We start from the raw sequence: 19702 nt of genomic DNA on the forward strand, positions 1-19702 counted from the left end.
GCGTGACTTTCCGAATCCTAATAGGTGCTCTCCATCGGATCGCGTATTGATTTTGATCGTGCCGGCAACGTCGGAAGCTGTTGAATTGCATTACGAATAGCAAATGCTTCTTTCCTTGCCGCATTGACGACTGCAAGGTCATTCTGAATTTTTAACAAGTCATGAGGCTTTGGCTCGAACCTTAAATGTCCAGGCGCCGTAATTTCCATACGCGCCATAATATTTTCGTCGCTAATATCAACAAGCCACATATCATGAAGCGCGCGGTTCCGCTTTTCGGTCGCCCCTCTCACGTTCTCTGAAAATTTGTTGACTTGTTTCAGTAGAGGCTTCGGCGCCTCCACAAACTCGAGAAGGCTTTTTACGGCCGCAAGGCGCCCCTGCAATGTGAAGATTTGCGAAGTGATGCACGCCCCAGCTTCACTAGAAAGGCCACTCAATATCCAAATCGACTGGTTCATTGCAAATTCAATATGAGCCCAATTGTTGGCAATCTCGGCAAGGGTTTCAGCGAAACCGGGAGCCCATTTGAACGGTGGAATGCCGCTCTCAACCATATGGATCACCAATAAAAAGAAATTACTACGTCAGGCGGCCTCTTCTATCGGCGTGACGCTGACGCGCACATCGAGCTTCTGCTTGCCGGCGGCGAAAATTACGCCGTCGATCGGCGAGACATCGGCGTAATCGCGGCCACGCGCGATGACGACATGATCGTTCAAAGCCAGAATGGCGTTGGTCGGATCGACGCCGAGCCAGCCGAACTCGCGCCCGCACCAGACGGAAATCCAGGCGTGCGAGGCGTCGGCGCCCTCGAGCTTCACCGCGCCCGGCGGAGGAATGGTGCGGATATAGCCACTGACATAGGCCGCCGGCAGGCCGAGGCCGCGCAGCGCGGCGATCATGATGTGGGTGAAATCCTGGCAGACGCCGCTGCGCTTGTCGAAAGCCTGCGCCAGCGGCATTGCGACATGTGTGGCGTTGGGATCATAGAGAAAATCGCGATGGATCCGCCGCATCAGCTCGACCGCGCCGGCCAGCATCGGTCGGCCAGGCAGAAAGCTCTCGCGCGCATAGGCGGTCGCGGGCTCGTAGAGCGGGGCGAGCCGGCTCGGAAAGATGAAATGCGCCGGCGCGTCGGGTCCGAGCGAGGGCGTCTCCAGCGCCTCTGCGCGCACGACCTCCCAAGGCGGCGTCAGCGCCTCCGCCGGCGGGGCGGCGCGCTCGACGCGCACGCGCGCGCTCATCGCAATGCCGAGCTTCACATGGGGCGCGTCGAGCTGCGCCTCGGCGACGCGATTGCCGTAGAAATCGACGCGCTCGCGCCAGTCGTGCGGCGAAGGCGTGATGTCGATGCGGCCGAAGACCACGCGCTGGCCGGCGTCGTCGCGCGGCAATAGGCGCAAAGCGCAGCGCGCCGCGGCGACGGGCGCCTCGTAGCTGTAGGTCGTCACATGGGTGATGTCGTAGATCACGCTAACCGGATCGGCTCTTCGAAATGCGCCGCGTTGGAGCCCTGCAGGAAGTAGCGGGCGGCGAGCGCATCCGCAAGGCTCATCAAGCGCTGCTCGAGGGCGAAGATTTTGGCGGCGTCCAGCTCGGCGGCGTTCGCCACCTCTATCTCGGCGCGCAATTTCACGGCGAGACGGCGCGGCGCCTCCAGCAATCCGTCGTGACGCAGGGTCGGCAGAGAGGAGAGATGCTCCTCGATCTTGGCCACCTGAAAGCCGACCGAGCGCGGATTATAGGGATCGAGCACCGCCATATCGAGCACGGGCGCGAGAGCGGCGCCGGCGAGATAGCGGGAGCGATAGGTGATCTGCGAATCGATCAGCTCGAGCAGAGTGTCGAGACTGTCGATGGTCGCGCCCTCGTCGGCGAATTGGCGGGAGAAGCGGCAGGCGTTGATCGCCCGCTCGACCCGCTTGCCGAGATCGAGAAAGCACCAGCCGGCGACGCGGTTGAAATTCTCGTCGATGAGGCCGGAGAGCGCCGCCAGAATATGCAGCGATTGCTCGACGCCCTCGAGCACTTCCGGCTCCGAGGCGGGGCCTTGCGAGAAATCGTCGAGCCGCGCCTCCAGCAGGCGGACGAGATGCCAAATGTCTTGCGACAGGCGCTCGCGCACGATGGAGGCGGCGTGCTTGGCCGCGCGGGCGATGGAGAGGGCGGAGCCGGCCGTCTCGGTTCCGCCGGCGGCGGCGAGAGCGAGCTCGGCCGCCGAGAGGCGCGGGTCGCGCGTCGGCGCGGCGCCCCAGGCGAGCAGCACGCGCTCCAGCCGCTCGATCGGCTGGCGGCCGCTGTAATTGGGAGCGTCCGCCTCGGTGAGGCGATTGCAGAGCGAGCGCACCAGCCGCAGCGTCGCCTCGGCGCGCTCGAAATAGCGGCCCATCCAGAAGAGATTGTCGGCGGCGCGGCTCGGCAGATCGCCGACCATGCGGACGATCTCGACATCGTCGCTCGTCGGCAGCAGAGTGGAATTGTCGGTCGGCCGATCGCCCAGCACCCAGACATCGGCCGATTGCGCCCCCGCCCCCATGGAGATGGCGCGCACGTCGAGACGATCCGACACGCGGCAGAAGCCGCCCGGCATCACCCGCCAGCCATCCGCCGTGGCGGCGGCGAAGACGCGCAGCGCAAAGGGGCGCGGAACCAACGCGCCATCTTGCCAGACCGGCGTCGTCGAGAGCTGCACGACCTCCTGGCCGACATAATCCATGCCACGGGCGCGCATTGCGTCGGTGAGCCTTTCGCGCCCCTCGGCGTCGAATTCGGCGCCGAGCGCCACGCGGCGGCCGGGAAAGCCGGCGAGATGCTCGCCGAAGGCGGGGGCGACGGCGCGGTCCTCGAGCGAGGCGAGTACGGCGTCGCGCGCCTCGTCCTGGCCACACCACCATGTCGCGATATTGGCGAGGCGCAAATCCTCGCCGAGCAGCCGGCGCGCGATGGCCGGCAGAAAGGAGAGCAGAGCGCGCGATTCGATGAGGCCGGCGCCCGGCATATTGGCGATGGTGACATTGCCCTCGCGGATCGTGTCGAGCAGGCCCGGCACGCCGAGATGCGAGGCGGCGTTCAGCTCCAGCGGATCGCACCAATCGGCGTCGACCCTGCGCCACACCACGTCGACGCGCTTCAGCCCGGCGATGGTGCGCACATGCAGCTTGCGCTCGCTGGTGACGAGATCGGCGCCTTCGACGAGCAGAAAGCCGAGATAGCGCGCGAGGCTCACCTGCTCGGAATAGGATTCGCTGAACGGGCCGGGCGTCAGCAGGCAGATGCGCGGGTCCTTCTGCTGCGCCGCCTTGGCGAGGGCGGCGCGGAAATCGCGGAAGAAGGGCGCGAGCCGCTCGACCTTCATGTCGCGATAGAGGCGCGGGAAGGTGCGCGCCATCACCAGCCGATTCTCCAGCGAATAACCGGCGCCCGAAGGCGCCTGGGCGCGATCGCCCAACACCCACCAGCGTCCGTCCGGGCCACGGCCGATCTCGGCCGCGTAAAAGCGCAGCCAGCGTCCGCCCGGCGGCGTCGCGCCGCTCATCGGGCGAATGTAATCCGGCGAGCCGGCGATGACCGCCGCCGGCAGCGCGCCCTCCTTGACGAGGCGCTGCTCGCCATAGGCGTCGCGCAGCACCATGTCGAGCAGCTCGGCGCGCTGGGCGACGCCCGCGGCGATCTCCCGCCATTCGGCCTGCGGCAGCAGCAGCGGCAGCCGGCTCAGCGGCCAGGTGCGCTCCTTGGTCTCGCCGAGCACGCGATAGGAGACGCCCATGTCGCGGATGCGACGTCCGGCGGCGGCGAAACGATCGTCTATATCCTCGCGGCTCAATCCCCCGAGCGTGTCGAGCAGGCTCGCCCAATGCGGGCGCACGCGTCCGTCCGGTCCGACCAGCTCGTCCGGCACGCCCTCCGGCGGCGCATAGCGGGCGATCCAGGAGGCGACGCGACGCCTCGCCTCTCCCGTCGTCGCATCGATCGTCCGCTCAGCCGGCACAACTCCTCCGCAGGTCCAAAGTCAGCGGGAACTCTCCCGCCGGCTCCTCGCGCGGCGGCCTCACCCTGCCGGGCGTATGGCCGTGATCCTGGAACCGCGCCAGCCTGCGAGCCTCCGCCTCATGGGAGTTTACCGGAAACGTATCGTAGTTGCGACCGCCCGGATGCGCCGTGTGATAGACGCAGCCCCCGAGCGAGCGCTCGCTCCAGCTGTCGATCACGTCGAAGGTCAGCGGCGAGTGGACAGGGACGGTCGGCTGCATTCCCGAGGCCGGCTGCCAGGCCTTGAAGCGCACGCCCGCCACCGCCTCCCCCGAGGCGCCGGCGCTGGCCATGGGCACGCGGCGGCCGTTGCAGGCGATCACATGGCGGCCGGGGACGAAGCCCTTGGCCTTCACCTCGACGCGCTCCACCGAGGAATCGACGAAGCGCGCCGTGCCGCCGGCGACGCCCTCCTCGCCCAGCACATGCCAGGGCTCCAGCGCCTGCCGAATCTCGAGCTCCACCCCGCCATGTTCGACGCGGCCGGCGAGCGGGCAGCGGAATTCCTTCTGCGCCTCGAACCATTCCGGCTCGAAAGCATAGCCCGCCCCTTGCAGATCGCCGAGCACGTCGAGGAAATCGCGCCAAACGAAATGCGGCAGCATGAAGCGGTCATGCAGCGCCGTTCCCCAGCGCACCAGCCCGCCTCTCTGCGGCTCGCGCCAGAACCAGGCGACGAGCGCGCGCAGCAGCAATTGCTGCGCGAGGCTCATGCGCGCGTCCGGCGGCATCTCGAAAGAGCGGAACTCGACGAGGCCGAGGCGTCCGGTCGGACTGTCCGGCGAATAGAGCTTGTCGATGCAGATTTCGGCGCGATGCGTGTTGCCGGTGACGTCGACGAGCAGATTGCGGAACAGGCGATCGACGATCCAGGGCGGGAAATTCGTCGTCCCCGCCTCCGGCACATTGGCGAGCGCGATCTCCATCTCATAGAGCGAATCGTGACGCGCCTCGTCGAGCCGCGGCGCCTGGCTCGTCGGGCCGATGAAGAGGCCCGAGAAGAGATAGGAGAGCGACGGATGGCGCTGCCAATAGAGCACCAGGCTCTTGAGCAGATCCGGACGGCGCAGGAAGGGCGAATCGAAAGGCGTGCGACCGCCGAGCACGACATGATTGCCGCCGCCGGAGCCGGTCTGGCGGCCGTCGATCAGGAATTTATCGGCCGTCAGCCGCGATTGCCGGGCGTCCTCATAGAGGCCCGTGGTGGTGGCGACGGCGTCACGCCATGTGTCGCCCGGATGGATGTTCACCTCGATGACGCCGGGGTCCGGCGTGACCTTGATGACCTCGAGGCGCGGATCGACCGGCGGCGGATAGCCCTCGATGTGAACCGGCAGATTCATCGCCTTGGCGGTCGCCTCCACCGCGGTCAGCAGCTCCAGATAATCCTCGAGCGTCGAAACCGGCGGCATGAAGACGCAGAGCACGCCGTCGCGCGGCTCGACGGCCAGCGCGGTGCGCACCGCGCCTTCGACGATGAATTGCTCGCTCTGCTCCTGACGATCATAGAGCGCGCTGCTCTCGTAGATCTGCTGGAATTGCGCGGGATCGGGCAGCGGCGGCCGCGGCTCGCTCGGGTCCTGCTGCCAGCTATAGGGATAGGCGCTCGGCGGAATCCAGGGCAGCGAGCTGATCGGCAGGCGCAGGCCGATCGGCGAATCGCCCGGCGCGAGGAAGAGCCGTCCGCGCCGCAGCGGCCAGCGCTCCGACACCCAGCGCCGCTCGGCGCGGGCGTTCCAGCGCTGCACGGGCAGAACATAGCCGGCGGGCTTGGACAGGCCGCGCTCGAAGGCGCGCAACATGCGGGCGCGCTCCTCCGCGTCGTCGATCTTCGAATCGAGCGGATCGACATTGACCGGGAGCGAGCCCTCCTTCAGCAGCCAATGAGAGGGATCCTCGAAGGCCGGAATCACATAGCGCCGGCCGAGCCCCAGACGCTCGGAGAGATCGACGACGAACTCCTCGCCCTGCTGGATCGTCGGGATTTGAGTCGAGCCGATGCGGGTGACGAGATCGGGGTCGCGCCAGACGGGCTTGCCGTCCTTGCGCCAATAGATCGCGAAGGCCCAGCGCGGCAGGCTCTCGCCCGGATACCATTTGCCCTGCCCGTAATGCAGGAAGCCGCCTTTGGCGAAACGCTCGTGCAGGCGCCGCACCAGATCGTCGGCGCGGGCGCGCTTGGTGGGGCCGACGGCGGCGGTGTTCCATTCCGGCGCCTGGAAATCGTCGATGGAGACGAAGGTCGGCTCGCCGCCCATTGTGAGGCGCATGTCCTGAGCCCGGATGTCTTCGTCGACCTTCTCGCCGAGCGCGTCGAGCCTCGCCCAGGATTCGTCCGAGAAAGGCGCGGTGATGCGCGGCGCCTCGCGGATGCGCTGCACCCACATCTCGAAGCCGAACTCGACCTCCGCCGGCTCGACGACGCCGGAGAGCGGCGCGGCCGAGCGATAATGCGGCGCGCTGCACAAAGGCAGATGCCCCTCGCCGCAAAAGAGGCCGGAGGTGGCGTCGAGGCCGATCCAGCCGGCGCCGGGAACATAGACCTCGGCCCAGGCGTGCAGATCGGTGAAATCATGATCGGTTCCGGTCGGGCCCTCGATCGGATCGACGTCCGCCTTCAATTGAATGAGATAGCCGGAGACGAAACGCGCCGCGAGGCCGAGGCGGCGCAATATCTGCACGAGCAGCCAGGCCGAATCGCGGCAGGAGCCGGTCCCGGCGGCGAGCGTCTCGTCCGGCGTCTGCACGCCGGGCTCCATGCGGATCACATAGCGAATGTCGCGTTGCAGCCGCGCATTGAGCGCGACGAGGAAGGGAACGATCGCGACCGCCTCGCGCGGGCGCACGGCCTCGACGAAGGCCTCGGTCAGCGGTCCCAGCTCCTCCGCCTCGAGACAGGAGGCGAGTTCGGTCCGCAGTTCCTGAGGATAGGCGAAGGGAAAGCTCTCGGCATAAGGTTCGACGAAAAAATCGAAAGGGTTGTAGACGGCGATTTCCGCATGGAGGTCGACCTCGATGCGGAATTCCTCCGCCTTCTCCGGAAAGACGAGGCGCGCCAGCCAATTGCCATGCGGGTCCTGCTGCCAGTTGATGAAATGCTCGGCGGGCGCGATCTTGAGCGAATAGCTCGGCACACGGGTGCGGCAATGCGGAGCGGGCCGCAGCCGGATCACCTGCGGCCCGAGCGCGACCGGCCGGTCGTATTTGTAATGGGTGAGATGGTGGAGCGCGACCTTGATCGACACGGGAGCTGCTGCGCCTCCTCGAAGCGACGCCGGAAAGGGCGACGGGCGATTAGCTTATGCGCTCGGCGCCCTGTCAATCGCGCCAGCGGGAAAGCGCGGCCTTTTGCCGGAAATTGCCGCATGACGCATTCCGCCGGGGCGGCGGGCGCCGACCAATTCGGCGCCCTTTTTCGCGCTCACAAATCATTGGCGGCGGAAGGGGGCGGCGGCTCGTCCGCGAAGACGACTCCGCCGCGCCCGCTGCGTTTCATCCGGTAGAGCGCCGCATCGGCGCGGGCGATGAGCTGCTCGAGCGTCACGCCGTCGCGGGGCGCGATCGCCACGCCTATGCTGACGCCGATCTGAATTGTGCGCCCTTCGATCTCATAAGGCGCGCCGAGGGCGCGAATGATGCGATGGGCGAGCAGCAGCGCCTCGCCCGGCCGCCGAAGCTCGGTCTGCAGCACGACGAATTCGTCGCCGCCGAGCCGCGCCGCCGTATCCTCCCGGCGCACCGCCGACGAAAGGCGGCCCGCCGCGGCGCGCAGCAGCATGTCGCCGGTCAAATGGCCGTAAGAGTCGTTGACGGCTTTGAAGCGATCGAGATCGAGGCAGAGGATCGCCAGAAGATCGCTCTCCTCGCTCAGGCCGGCGACGGCGGCGTCGAATCGGTCGCGCAATTCGACGCGGTTGGAGAGGCCGGTCAGATCGTCGCGCCGCGCCATAATGGCGAAATCGAGCTTGGAGACGATCTGCCGGACCGCCCCCTCGTAAGTCACCGAGGCCCAGCCGAGCCCGGCGAGCGCGAAGCCGGTCAGCAGCAGCGCCTGCAAAGCGAAGCCGACAGCGACATGAATGTCGGTCGCCTGCGCCGCGCGATCGAGGCAGCCGGCGATGGTCGGCGTCGCCGACAGCGCGATGCCGATGCCGCATAGTCGCGGTCGAAAGGCGACATTGGAGAGCACGCCGCCGGCGAAGACGAAGGCCATGCCCGATGTCAGCATCGGCACCAGCGCCGAATCGACGGGATGCGCCGAGAACAAGCCGCGCGCATTGATCGCGCCGAGCAGTGCGGCGAAGGAAAAAAGCCCGAGGGCGTAGCGCCTCTCCCAGAGCCGCGCCTCATCGGCGACGATCGTCGCCTCGGCCGTGCGCCGCCGATAGGCGAGCACCATGAAAACGCTCGCGACATCCACAGCCATGGCGGCGAAGGTCAAAACGAGCAGCACGATATCCTGCTTGCGCGAGGCGAGCAGCAGGCCGACGCAGGCAAGAGCGACGCCCATGAAGACCACGGGCAGCGCCGGGCGCACGACCATATCGACGAGCTCGACATAAGCCGCGTCGGGTAGCCGCTCCGAGCTTCGAGAGGTTTGTCCTAACCGCCGCCACATGGCGCACCGCCAACGCGGTCTCATCTATGGCCGACGAAATCGAAGTCCAGCCTCGCCGGGGGAGCCGCCGCGCGTCTTGATTTTCGAAGAGACGACGCATATAGATATCTTTATATCTAATCAGCCGAGCCCCCGACAAAGGCCAAATGACCGAGTCTCGCCCTCTTTTGCTCGAGCCCGCGCTCGCCGCCCTCAATGCGGCCGGGGAAGAGACGCGCTTGCGCCTGCTCGGTCTATTGGCCGAGACGGAGCTGACCGTGAGCGAGGCCGTGGCCATCCTCGGCCAGTCGCAGCCGCGCGTGTCCCGCCATTTGAAGCTGTTGGTGGAGGCCGGCCTGGTGGAACGCCGCCGCGAGGGCGCCTGGGCCTTCTTCCGCCTCGCCTCCGCCGACGCGCCCGGCGAGATCGCCCGCAGCGTCGTCTCCTGGCTCGATCCGCTGGATCCCCGCATCGCCGGCGACCGCGCCCGTCTCGCCGAGGTGCGGCAGGCCCGCGCCGACGCCGCCGCCCGTTATTTCGCCGAACATGCCCCCGAATGGGACGCGATCCGCTCGCTGCATGTGCCGGAGGCGCAGGTGGAGGCCGCCATGCGCGAGGCGGTGGGCGAGGCGCCGCTGCGTCGCCTGCTCGATCTCGGCGCCGGCGCCGGCCGCATGTTGGAGCTGTTCGCGCCGCAGGCGGAGCACGCCGTGGGAGTCGATCTCTCTTCCGCAATGCTCGCCGTCGCGCGCGGCCGGCTGGAGAAAGCCGGCGCGCGCAATGTGCAACTGCGCCAGGGCGACATGTATGCGCTGCCGATAGAACGCAACAGCTGCGATCTCGTCATCGTGCATCAGGTACTGCATTATCTCGACGATCCCGGCCGCGCCTTGCGTGAGGCGGCGCGCGCGCTCGCGCCCGGCGGCAGGCTGCTGGTCGTCGATTTCGCGCCGCATCGCGAAGAGACTTTGCGCGACGAACATGCGCATCGCCGCCTCGGCTTCTCGCAGCAGGAGGTCACGACTTTGCTGGAGCAGGCCGGGCTCGAGATTCTGCGCCATCGCGATCTCGCGCCTTCCGCCGACGACGGCGCGAAGCTCACCGTATCCCTGTGGCTGGCGCAAGATCCTCGCGTCATCGCCGATCCCTTGCCCAAAGCCAGCTTCGAGACCGCATGATGTCCGACAATCGCAGCCTGTGGCCTCCGGGCCATTTCGATATTTCTTACGAATTCTTCCCGCCGAAGACGCCGGAGATGGAGGCGCAGCTCTGGGATTCGATCGCGCGGCTCGCGCCTTTGAAGCCCAAATTCGTCTCCGTCACTTACGGCGCCGGCGGCTCCACGCGCGAGCGCACGCATAATATCGTCGCGCGTCTCGCCGCCGAGACCGATATTCTGCCCGCCGCGCATCTGACCTGCGTCTCCGCCGCGCGCGAGGAGATCGATGAGATCGTGCGCGACTATCGGAACGCCGGCGTACGGCACATCGTGGCGTTGCGCGGCGATCCGCCGACCGGCGTCGGCACGAAATTCGAGCCGCATCCTCGAGGCTATCGCAGCTCCACCGAGCTGGTGCGCGGCATTCGCGCCATCGGCGATTTCGAGATTTCCGTCTCCACCTATCCCGAAGGCCATCCCGAGAGCCGCACGATCGACGATGATCTCGATGCGCTCGAGGCCAAGATCGACGCCGGCGCGACGCGCGCCATCACGCAATTCTTCTTCGAGAACGACGTCTATTTCCGCTTTCTCGACAAGGCGCGCGCGCGGGGCATAAAGATTCCCATCGTGCCCGGCATCATGCCGGTGCAGAACTTCAAGCAGACGGCGAATTTCGCCCGCAAGGCGGGCGCGAGCGTGCCCGACTGGCTCGCGCATCGCTTCGAGGGATTGGACGATGATCCCGTCACGCGCCGCCTCATCGCCGCCGCCGTCGCTGCCGAGCAGGTGCTGGGCCTCGCCGAGAACGGCGTGAGAGAATTCCACTTCTACACCAATAATCGCGCCGATCTCGTCTTCGCGATCTGTCATCTTCTGGGCGTGCGCCCGGTCACCGAGAAAGCCGCAGCATGAGTTTCGACAAGACCCACGGACCGAAGATTCAGGCGGCGCTGGAGAAGGCGGCGAGCGAGCGCATTCTCGTGCTCGACGGCGCCATGGGCACGATGATTCAGCGCCACAAATTCACCGAGGCCGATTTCCGCGGCGAGCGCTTCAAGGATCATGCGAAGGATTTGCGCGGCGACAATGATCTGCTGACGCTGACGCAGCCGGCGGCGATCAAGGCGATTCATCGCGCCTATCTCGAGGCCGGCGCCGACATTATCGAGACCAACACTTTCTCCTGCACCTCTATCGCGCAGGCCGATTACGGGCTCGAGCACATCGTCTATGAGCTCAATTACGAAGGCGCGCGCCTCGCCCGCGCAGCGGCCGACGAAGTCGCGCGCGAGACCGGCGTGCCGCGCTTCGTCGCCGGCTCCATGGGGCCGACCAATCGCACCGCCTCCATCTCGCCGGACGTCTCCAACCCCGGCTTCCGCGCCGTCACTTTCGACGATTTGCGCGCCGCCTATCTCGAGGAGGCGCTCGGCCTGTTGGAGGGCGGCGCCGATATTCTCTTGATCGAGACGATCTTCGACACGCTGAACGCCAAAGCGGCGATCTATGCGGTGGAGGACGCTTTCGAGAAGGTCGGCACGCGCTTTCCGGTGATGATCTCCGGCACCATCACCGATCTCTCCGGCCGCACGCTCTCCGGCCAGACGGCGGCCGCCTTCTGGAACTCGATTCAGCACGCGAAGCCCTTCTCCATCGGCTTCAATTGCGCGCTCGGCGCGCGCGAGATGCGCCAGCATATCGCGGAAGTCGCGCGCATCGCCGACACGCGAATCTGCGCCTTCCCCAACGCCGGCCTGCCCAATGAATTCGGCCTCTATGACGAGAGCCCGGAATATATGGCCGAGCTCGTCGGCGAATTCGCCAAGTCCGGTCTCGTCAATGTCGTCGGCGGCTGCTGCGGCACGACGCCGCCGCATATCGCCGCCATCGCCGGCACCGTGAAAGGCGTCGCGCCGCGCGCGATTCCGACGATCGCGCCGCTGCTGCGCCTCGCTGGCCTCGAGCCGTTCACGCTGACGAAGGACATCCCCTTCGTCAATGTCGGCGAACGCACCAATGTCACCGGCTCGGCGAAGTTCCGCAAGCTCATCACCGCCGGCGATTACGCCGCGGCGCTGGATGTGGCGCGCGATCAGGTCGCCAATGGCGCGCAGGTCATCGACGTCAATATGGACGAAGGCCTGCTCGATTCCAAAAAGGCAATGGTCGAGTTCTTGAATCTCCTCGCCGCCGAGCCCGACATAGCGCGCGTGCCGGTGATGGTGGATTCGTCGAAATTCGAGGTGATCGAGGCCGGCCTGCAATGCCTGCAGGGCAAGGGCGTCGTCAACTCGATCTCGCTGAAGGAAGGCGAGGAGAAATTCATCGAGGCGGCGACCAAGGTGAAGCGCTATGGCGCCGCCGTCGTCGTCATGGCCTTCGACGAGGCGGGCCAGGCCGACACTTTCGCGCGCAAGGTGGAAATCTCCGGCCGCGCCTATAAGATTCTCACGCAGGAAGTGGGCTTCGCGCCGCAGGACATTATCTTCGATCCCAATATTTTCGCGGTCGCGACCGGCATCGACGAGCACTGCAATTACGGCGTCGATTTCATCGACGCCGCGCGCGCGATCAAGACGACGTTGCCGCATGCGCATGTGTCAGGCGGCGTGTCGAACCTCTCCTTCTCCTTCCGCGGCAATGAGCCGGTGCGCGAGGCGATGCACTCCGTCTTCCTCTATCACGCCATTGCGGCGGGGATGGATATGGGCATCGTCAACGCCGGCCAGCTCGCTGTCTATGAGAAGATCGACCCCGAGCTGCGCGAGGCCTGCGAAGACGTCGTGCTCAATCGTCGTCCCGACGCGACCGAGCGCGTCGTCGAAATGGCCGAGCGCTTCAAAGGCGCGGGCGCGAAGGCCGCGGAGAAGGACGCCGCGTGGCGCGAGGCCAGCGTCGAGAAGCGTTTGGAATATGCGCTGGTCAATGGCGTCGCCGATTATATCGAGCAGGATGTGGAAGAGGCGCGTCTCTCGAGCACGCGTCCGCTCGATGTGATCGAAGGTCCGCTGATGGCAGGCATGAATGTCGTCGGCGATCTCTTCGGCCAGGGCAAAATGTTCCTGCCGCAAGTAGTGAAATCCGCGCGCGTGATGAAGCAGGCCGTGGCGCATCTCCTGCCCTTCATGGAGGAGAACAAGGAGACGCGCTCCACCGCCGGCAAGATTCTTCTCGCGACGGTGAAGGGTGATGTTCACGACATCGGCAAGAACATCGTCGGCGTCGTGCTCGGCTGCAATAATTTCGAGATCATCGATCTCGGCGTGATGGTTCCGACCGCCAAGATTCTGGAGACGGCGAAAGCCGAGAAGGTCGATATCATCGGCCTCTCCGGCCTCATCACGCCTTCGCTCGACGAAATGTGCTTCGTCGCCTCGGAGCTGGAGCGCGAAGGTTTCGACGCGCCGCTGCTCATCGGCGGCGCCACGACGAGCCGCGTGCATACGGCGGTGAAGATCAGCCCCAATTACACCAAGGGCCAGGCCGTCTATGTGACCGACGCCTCGCGCGCCGTGGGCGTCGCGCAGGCGCTGATGTCGCAATCTTCGCGCGCCGAATATGTCGCCAAGACGCGCGAGGAATATGAGAAGGTCGCCGACGCCCATGCGCGCGCTCAAGCGGACAAGCAGCGCGTCTCGCTCGCCGCCGCGCGCGCCAATGCGCTGAAGATCGATTGGGCCGCCTATGCGCCGCCCAAGCCGACATTCCTCGGCGCGCGCGTCTTCGCTTCCTATGATGTCGCGGAGCTGGTTCCCTATATCGATTGGACGCCCTTCTTCCAGACATGGGAGTTCAAGGGCCGCTATCCCGCTCTGCTCGACGATCCCGAGCGCGGGCCGGCGGCGCGGCAATTGCTCGAGGATGCGCAGGCGATGCTCGCGCGCATCGTCGAAGAGCGCTGGTTCAATCCCAAGGCGGTCATCGGCTTCTGGCCCGCCAACGCCGTCGGCGACGATATCGCGCTCTATACAGGCGAGGGCCGCGTCGAGCGGCTCGCGACGCTGCACACGCTGCGCCAGCAGCTCACGCGTCGCGACGGCAAGCCCAATGTCGCGCTGAGCGATTTCGTCGCGCCGGAGGGCTCCGGCAAGGCGGATTACATCGGCGCCTTCGTCGTCACCGCCGGCGCGCAGGAAGCGAAAATTTCCGAGCGCTTCGCCCGCGCCAATGACGATTACGGGGCGATCATGGTGAAGGCGCTGGCCGATCGCCTCGCGGAAGCTTTCGCCGAGCGCATGCATCAGCGCGTGCGCCGCGAATTCTGGGCCTATGCGGCGGATGAGACGCTGACGCCAGAGCAGCTGGTCGGCGAGGATTATCGCGGCATTCGCCCGGCGCCCGGCTATCCGGCGCAGCCCGACCATACGGAAAAGGCGACGCTCTTCGATCTGCTGGAGGCGACGAAGCGCACCGGCGTGGCGCTGACGGAGAGCTACGCCATGACACCGGCCTCATCGGTGAGCGGACTCTATTTCGCGCATCCGCAGGCGCATTATTTCGGCGTCGCCAAAGTGGAGCGCGATCAGGTCGAGGATTACGCCGCGCGCAAGGGCGTCTCCGCCGCCGAGATCGAGCGCTGGCTCGCCCCCGTGCTCAACTATGAGACGCGCGTGGCCGAACCAGCGGAGTGAGGTGCGGGCTGTAGCCTCCGCGCCTCCTGGAGCCCCTCGTGCTTCGAGACGGCCGCTCGCGCGGCCGCCTCAGCATGAGGGGGATTGCGCTGGTCTAGCCCCCGAGCGCCGCCTTGACCGCGGCGCTCGCCTTGCCGAAATCGATACGGCCTGTGTATTTCGCCTTGAGCGCGGCGACGACCTTGCCCATATCCTTGATCGAGGCGGCGCCGGTCTCGGCGATCGCGGCCTTTATCGCCTCGGCGACCTCGGCCTCGCCGAGCTGCTGGGGCAGATATTCCGCGATCACGGCGATCTCGGCGCGCTCCTTCTCGGCGAGCTCGGGGCGGCCGCCCTTCTCGTAGATTTCCACCGATTCCTGGCGGCTCTTCACCATTTTCTGCAGCAGAGCGAGAATATCGTCGTCGCCGAGAGTCTTGCCCGTGGCGCGCGCCTCTATGTCGCGATCCTTGAGCCCCGCGGTGATCATGCGGATCGTCTCGACCTTCTGCTTTTCGCCGCTCTTCATCGCCGCCTTGAGGTCGGCCGTGAAACGTTCGCGCATTGTATTTCCACTTCGCAGTGAAATGTTCTAGACGTGCTTGCGATCCGAAGGGATCGCGGCAATCTAGATTTTTCGAGGGATGGCGGGCGCCCGATGGCGGCGCGCCGGCGGATGAGGGTGAGGCATAGAGCGCGGATGAGCCCGGATCAAGACGCAGCGACGGGTTGGACGGTTCCGGTCCACACGGGGGTTCTGGTTCTCGCCAGCGGCGAGGCGATTTTCGGCTTCGGCTTCGGCGCCGTGGGCTCGGCCGTCGGCGAGGTCTGCTTCAACACCGCCATGACCGGCTATCAGGAAATCCTCACCGATCCCTCCTACGCCGGGCAGATCGTCACCTTCACCTTTCCCCATATCGGCAATGTCGGCGTCAATGACGAGGATGTCGAGACCGTCGATCTCGACAGCCGCTCCGGCATGCGCGGCGTGATCGTCGCGGCGCCGTCGAGCGACCCGTCCAATTATCGCGCGCTGCGGCCGCTCGGCGAATGGCTCGCCGCACGTGGGATCATCGGCCTCTGCGGCCTGGACACGCGCGCGCTGACGGCGCTGATCCGCGAGAAGGGCATGCAGAACGCCGTCATCGCCTTCGCGCCGGACGGCGTGTTCGACCTCGCCGCGCTGCGCGCCGAGGCCGCCGCCTGGCCAGGCATAGACGGAATGGATCTCGTGCCCTCCGTCACCGCGCCCGCGCGCTATGAGTGGGACGAGACCGTGTGGCGGCAGGCCTCCGGCTATGGCAAGCGCGACGGGAAGAAGCTCCGCGTCGTGGCCGTGGATTATGGCGTGAAGCGCAATATTCTGCGGCTGCTGGCCGAGGCCGGCTGCGAGGTGATCGTCGTGCCGGCGACGACCAGCGCGACAGATATTCTCGCCCTCTCGCCCGATGGCGTGTTTCTCTCCAATGGGCCGGGCGATCCGGCCGAGACCGGCAAATACGCCGTGCCGACCATTCGCGAGCTATTGGCGGCGAAGGTTCCCACCTTCGGCATTTGCCTCGGCCATCAGATGATGGCGCTCGCCGTCGGCGCGAAGACGCAGAAAATGCCGCAGGGCCATCACGGCGCCAATCATCCGGTGAAGGATTTCACCACCGGCAAGGTCGAGATCGTCTCGATGAACCATGGCTTCGCCGTGGATCGCGACAGCCTGCCGGCCAATGTCGCCGAGACGCATCGCTCGCTGTTCGACGGCTCCAATTGCGGCATTGCGCTGGCCGATCGCCCGGCCTTCTCCGTGCAGCACCACCCCGAGGCCTCGCCCGGCCCGCAGGACAGCCATTATCTCTTCGCGCGCTTCGTCGATATGATGGAGAAGGCGCAGGCGTGAGCCTATAGCGAGAGCCATGAGACGCGACGAGGCCATGGAACGACTGAGAGCGCACGAAGCCGAGCTGCGACGGCTCGGTGTGCTCAGTCTCTATTTGTTCGGCTCCACCGCTCGCGACGAAGCCGGCTCGACATCGGATGTCGATTTGTTTTTCGACTATCGAAAAGGCGAGCTCGGCCTTTTCGAACTGATGGACCTAAAGGATTATGCGCGCGACCTTCTCGGGACCCCAGTCGACATCATGACTCGCGACAGCTTGCACAAGGCGTTGCGGGAACGGATCGAAGTAACCGCGTTGCGTGTGTTCTGATGGCGATCCCTTCGAATGTTCCGCGCCTACAGGACATCCTCGAAGCCATAGAGCGCATTCACGAGTGCATGGCGGAGGCCTCGCTCGACGATTTCGAAGCCGATTGGCGGCGACAATGGCTCGTCGAACGAGGCGTCGAGATCATTTCCGAAGCCAGCCGGCATCTCGATGATGAGCTGAAAACGCGTCATCCGGAAATTCCTTGGCGGAAAGTGGCCGGCATCGGCAATGTGCTCCGGCACAGCTACGAGACAGTCGCCGCCGCAGTCCTATGGAAGCTCGCGCAGAGCGACCTCCAACCATTGGAGAAAGTCTGCCGCGCGGAACTCGAATCCATACGAAAAAAGCCTGTTTCTGATTAACAGGCGTAGCCGATCGCGATCGCCGACACCAGCCGCCCATAATCCGGCTCCTTGCGATGCACGCTGCGGCGATAGCTGAAGCAGCGCGCCTCATCCGCATAAGTATCGATGCGCAAATTCTCGAAAGAAGCGACATTCGCCGCTTCGACGCGCCGCGTGATGAAAGCGGGCAGATCGAACATGGAATGCCCATCGCGCGTCGAAGGCGTGAAGAACCGCGCGAAGGCCGCATCCTCGGCGAGGAAACGCTCGACGAACTCGCCGCCCACCTCGTAGCTGTCGCGGCCGATGGCCGGGCCGAGCGCGACATGAATATCGGCGCGATGCGCGCCGCGCGTCTCCATCAGAGCGATCGTCGCCTCGATCATGCCGGTGAGCGCGCCCTTCCATCCCGCATGGCAAGCGCCGATGACTCCAGCGCGCGCATCGGCGAAGAGCAGCATTCCACAATCGGCGCCGGTGACGCCGAGAGCCAGCCCTTCGACATCGGTGACGAGACCGTCGCAGCGCGGCCGCTCCGTCTCGACCCAAGGCTCGGCGACATAGAGCGCGTCGCGCGAATGAATCTGATAGGGCACGAGCAGACGATGCGCCTCAGCGCCGATGCGCCGCGCCATGCGCGCGCGATTCTCGGCGACACGCGCGGTTTCGTCATTAGAGCCGACGCCGCCGTTGAGCGAGGCGTAGACGCCCTCCGACACGCCGCCGGCGCGCGTGAAGAAAGCGTGGCGAACGCCCGGCAGAGCGAGATTGCCGGCACCGAGCGCGCCCGGCGCCTCCGTCGTCTCGGTCATTGAAAAAACCCTGGCAGAAGCGGCATGTCTGGATGCGTCACGGCGATGACCTTGAACAATTCGCCCATGTCGCGCTTGGGATCGCCGGCGCCGATGAGACGCGCGAGCGCAATGTCGATCTCGGCGCGCTGCTCTGTGGTCGCGCGCTTCTTCAGCGCCTCCGCGCGCTCGACGACGCCGAGCTGGCGCAGAAAGGCGCCCTGCGTCACCGGCCCTTGCACTTTCGCGCCGGCTGCGGCGGCGGCGCGCGCCAGCGACGCGAAATCGACATGGGTGGTGAGATCGGCCTCGCCCGGCGCCTCCAGCGGATCGACATAGGCGTGGCGCGACACCGCCTGCAATGTCTCACCCAGCGCGGTCTGCGTATAGCCATAGTCGATGACGAGCAGCGCCCCGCCCTGCGCGACGAGACGCGCGGCGATATCGCCCATGATGCGCGCGCCGATCGCGCCGATCTCTATGATCGAGCCCTCCTGCGCCGCGACGGTGAGGTCCGGCTCGACGCCCTCGCCGACCCCGAAGGCCAGCGCCCCGCTGTCGTCGAGGCCGACGAGACGCTCGCTCCACCCGCGCTCCGTCTGCACGAAATGACGCACCGGCAGCGCGTCGAAAAACTCATTGGCGATGATGATCGCCGGCCCATCCGGCACGCGCGCGATATCCGCGCTCCAGGAAACCGAAGCCGGCGCATTGGCCAGCGTTTGCCGCTGCCGCGCCTCGAGCAGAGGACTCGTCTCGACGAGATGCACATCCAGCGCCGAGAGAAACTCCGGCGCGATGCGGGCGACGCGCAGAGCGTCGCCCATCAGCGTGCCGCGGCCGGGGCCGAGCTCGACGAGGCGCAGCGGCGAAGGCGATTGCGCGGCGCGCCACGCCTCCTGCGCCCAGAGGCCGATGAGCTCGCCGAACATTTGGCTGATCTCCGGCGCGGTGATGAAATCGCCGCCCGCGCCGAAAGGATCGCGCGTCATGTAATAGCCCTTCGACGGATGCGACAGGGCGAGCGTCATATAGGTTTCGAGCGTGATCGGCCCGTCCTGCGCGACGAGTTCGGCGATGTCTTGTCGCAATGCGCTCATGCTTCGACTCTCTGCGGGCGCAAGGCATAGAGGATTAGTCCGACGCCGATCAGCACCATCGGCGCCGACAGCGCCATGCCCATTGTGAGGCCATTGTCCAACGCCTCCGAATGATCGGGCTCGCGGAAGAATTCGCTGACGATGCGCGCCACGCCATAGCCGACGCCGAAGAGACCCGTCGCGAGGCCAGGACGTTTCAGCGCGCCGCGCTGCACGGCGACGGCGAGCAGAATATAGAGCGCGACGCCCTCGAGCCCCGCCTCATAGAGCTGGCTCGGATGGCGCGGCGCATCGCCCGCGCCGGGAAACACCATGGCCCAAGGAACGTCGCTCTCGCGGCCCCACATTTCCGGCTTGATGAAATTGGCGAGGCGGCCGAAGAAAATTCCGATCGGCGCGACGGCCGCGCAAATGTCGCTGATGGTGAGCGCGAAAATCTTCTCGCGCCAGGCGAAGAAGGTCATGGCGACGATCGCGCCGATGAGCCCGCCGTGAAAGGCCATGCCGCCTTTCCAGGTTTTCACGATCTCTTCTGGATGCTGGAAATAAAAATCGCGCTCATAGAAGAGCACATGGCCGAGCCTGCCGCCGATGATGACGCCGATCGCGACATAGACGAGCAGATCGTCGAGGCTCTCGCGCGAGGGATGCGCGACCTCGCCCCACAAATGCTCGCGCGAGACGAGGCGGCGCGCATAGAGCCAGCCGAGCGCGAGCCCGGCGATATAGGCGAGCGCATACCAGCGTATGGGCAGCGGTCCGAGCTCGACGAGAACGGGGTCGATCATCGGAAAGGGAAGCGCGAAGATAGGCATGACGACTCGTGGTTGCAGCGAATGGCTGCGAGCTTAGCGCGCGACGGCGC

General features: G+C 66.0%; 15 protein-coding genes. 6 read left to right on the top strand and 9 right to left on the bottom strand.

All coding sequences use genetic code 11. The features are described from left to right. Positions 1–17: 17 nt before the first annotated feature. The 5 genes from C5689_RS18255 to C5689_RS13000 form a co-directional block, all read right to left on the bottom strand. Positions 18–557 carry a hypothetical protein gene (locus tag C5689_RS18255; protein ID WP_146188384.1) on the bottom strand — a complete coding sequence of 180 codons (540 nt, stop codon included), beginning with the start codon at positions 555–557 and terminating at the stop codon, positions 18–20. Positions 558–587: 30 nt separating this feature from the next. Continuing rightward, a complete protein-coding gene (locus C5689_RS12985) occupies positions 588–1475 on the bottom strand; it encodes a transglutaminase family protein (RefSeq protein WP_108917696.1) in 888 nt (295 codons plus the stop codon). Continuing rightward, positions 1472–3991 (bottom strand): circularly permuted type 2 ATP-grasp protein, encoded by a 2520-nt coding sequence (locus tag C5689_RS12990; protein WP_108917697.1) that lies wholly within the window; start codon positions 3989–3991, stop codon positions 1472–1474. The genes C5689_RS12985 and C5689_RS12990 overlap by 4 nt, the downstream gene beginning before the upstream one ends. Continuing rightward, positions 3981–7277 (bottom strand): transglutaminase family protein, encoded by a 3297-nt coding sequence (locus C5689_RS12995; protein ID WP_108917698.1) that lies wholly within the window; start codon positions 7275–7277, stop codon positions 3981–3983. Before C5689_RS12995 ends, C5689_RS12990 begins: the two co-directional genes overlap by 11 nt. Before the next feature lie 176 nt (positions 7278–7453). Beyond that, the gene (locus C5689_RS13000) at positions 7454–8575 is read right to left on the bottom strand and encodes a GGDEF domain-containing protein (protein ID WP_244594691.1); all 1122 of its coding nucleotides are present in this window, start codon (positions 8573–8575) and stop codon (positions 7454–7456) included. Between the two features lie 221 nt (positions 8576–8796). Here C5689_RS13000 and C5689_RS13005 point away from each other — a divergent pair, with 221 nt between their 5' ends. The 3 genes from C5689_RS13005 to metH are packed head-to-tail and all read left to right on the top strand — an operon-like array spanning position 8797 to position 14422. Beyond that, positions 8797–9807 carry an ArsR/SmtB family transcription factor gene (locus tag C5689_RS13005; RefSeq protein ID WP_108917700.1) on the top strand — a complete coding sequence of 337 codons (1011 nt, stop codon included), beginning with the start codon at positions 8797–8799 and terminating at the stop codon, positions 9805–9807. Continuing rightward, positions 9807–10703: a methylenetetrahydrofolate reductase [NAD(P)H] gene (gene metF, locus C5689_RS13010; RefSeq protein ID WP_108917701.1), complete on the top strand. Its 897-nt coding sequence runs from the start codon at positions 9807–9809 to the stop codon at positions 10701–10703. Before C5689_RS13005 ends, metF begins: the two co-directional genes overlap by 1 nt. Next, complete coding sequence (metH, locus tag C5689_RS13015; RefSeq protein WP_108917702.1) at positions 10700–14422, top strand: methionine synthase; 3723 nt, start codon at positions 10700–10702, stop codon at positions 14420–14422. Before metF ends, metH begins: the two co-directional genes overlap by 4 nt. Before the next feature lie 94 nt (positions 14423–14516). Here metH and C5689_RS13020 read toward each other — a convergent pair whose 3' ends face one another. After that, positions 14517–14966 (bottom strand): GatB/YqeY domain-containing protein, encoded by a 450-nt coding sequence (locus tag C5689_RS13020; RefSeq protein WP_108917703.1) that lies wholly within the window; start codon positions 14964–14966, stop codon positions 14517–14519. A 135-nt stretch (positions 14967–15101) separates the two neighbouring features. Between C5689_RS13020 and carA the strand changes: the two genes are divergently transcribed. From carA to C5689_RS13035, 3 genes are read left to right on the top strand one after another with little or no spacing between them, the layout of a single operon-like run. Beyond that, positions 15102–16292, top strand: a complete 1191-nt coding sequence (carA, locus tag C5689_RS13025) for a glutamine-hydrolyzing carbamoyl-phosphate synthase small subunit (RefSeq protein ID WP_108917725.1) — start codon at positions 15102–15104, stop codon at positions 16290–16292. A gap of 16 nt (positions 16293–16308) precedes the next feature. Continuing rightward, positions 16309–16602: a nucleotidyltransferase family protein gene (locus tag C5689_RS13030; RefSeq protein ID WP_108917704.1), complete on the top strand. Its 294-nt coding sequence runs from the start codon at positions 16309–16311 to the stop codon at positions 16600–16602. After that, positions 16602–16964 (top strand): HepT-like ribonuclease domain-containing protein, encoded by a 363-nt coding sequence (locus tag C5689_RS13035; RefSeq protein ID WP_108917705.1) that lies wholly within the window; start codon positions 16602–16604, stop codon positions 16962–16964. The genes C5689_RS13030 and C5689_RS13035 overlap by 1 nt, the downstream gene beginning before the upstream one ends. Here the strand turns inward: C5689_RS13035 and pgeF are convergent. Genes pgeF through lgt form a run of 3 tightly spaced genes read right to left on the bottom strand, consistent with a single transcriptional unit; the run spans position 16961 to position 19652 of the window. After that, on the bottom strand, positions 16961–17758 hold the full coding sequence (pgeF, locus tag C5689_RS13040) for a peptidoglycan editing factor PgeF (protein WP_108917706.1): 798 nt from the start codon (positions 17756–17758) through the stop codon (positions 16961–16963). The genes C5689_RS13035 and pgeF overlap by 4 nt on opposite strands. Beyond that, positions 17755–18837: a class I SAM-dependent methyltransferase gene (locus C5689_RS13045; protein WP_108917707.1), complete on the bottom strand. Its 1083-nt coding sequence runs from the start codon at positions 18835–18837 to the stop codon at positions 17755–17757. Before C5689_RS13045 ends, pgeF begins: the two co-directional genes overlap by 4 nt. Beyond that, entirely contained in the window at positions 18834–19652 is an 819-nt protein-coding gene (lgt, locus tag C5689_RS13050; RefSeq protein WP_108917708.1) for a prolipoprotein diacylglyceryl transferase, read from the bottom strand. Before lgt ends, C5689_RS13045 begins: the two co-directional genes overlap by 4 nt. Positions 19653–19702: the final 50 nt, after the last annotated feature.

Source organism: Methylosinus sporium (assembly GCF_003113265.1).
GTDB classification, from domain to species: domain Bacteria; phylum Pseudomonadota; class Alphaproteobacteria; order Rhizobiales; family Beijerinckiaceae; genus Methylosinus; species Methylosinus sporium.

Coding starts and splice junctions, on each gene's coding strand:
- lgt (WP_108917708.1), bottom strand. CDS start 19,652: ATGCCTATCTTCGCGCTTCCCTTTCCGATGATCGACCCCGTTCTCGTC.
- carA (WP_108917725.1), top strand. CDS start 15,102: ATGAGCCCGGATCAAGACGCAGCGACGGGTTGGACGGTTCCGGTCCAC.
- C5689_RS13005 (WP_108917700.1), top strand. CDS start 8,797: ATGACCGAGTCTCGCCCTCTTTTGCTCGAGCCCGCGCTCGCCGCCCTC.
- C5689_RS13030 (WP_108917704.1), top strand. CDS start 16,309: ATGAGACGCGACGAGGCCATGGAACGACTGAGAGCGCACGAAGCCGAG.
- C5689_RS13035 (WP_108917705.1), top strand. CDS start 16,602: ATGGCGATCCCTTCGAATGTTCCGCGCCTACAGGACATCCTCGAAGCC.
- metH (WP_108917702.1), top strand. CDS start 10,700: ATGAGTTTCGACAAGACCCACGGACCGAAGATTCAGGCGGCGCTGGAG.
- pgeF (WP_108917706.1), bottom strand. CDS start 17,758: ATGACCGAGACGACGGAGGCGCCGGGCGCGCTCGGTGCCGGCAATCTC.
- C5689_RS13020 (WP_108917703.1), bottom strand. CDS start 14,966: ATGCGCGAACGTTTCACGGCCGACCTCAAGGCGGCGATGAAGAGCGGC.
- C5689_RS18255 (WP_146188384.1), bottom strand. CDS start 557: ATGGTTGAGAGCGGCATTCCACCGTTCAAATGGGCTCCCGGTTTCGCT.
- C5689_RS13000 (WP_244594691.1), bottom strand. CDS start 8,575: ATGGTCGTGCGCCCGGCGCTGCCCGTGGTCTTCATGGGCGTCGCTCTT.
- C5689_RS13045 (WP_108917707.1), bottom strand. CDS start 18,837: ATGAGCGCATTGCGACAAGACATCGCCGAACTCGTCGCGCAGGACGGG.
- metF (WP_108917701.1), top strand. CDS start 9,807: ATGTCCGACAATCGCAGCCTGTGGCCTCCGGGCCATTTCGATATTTCT.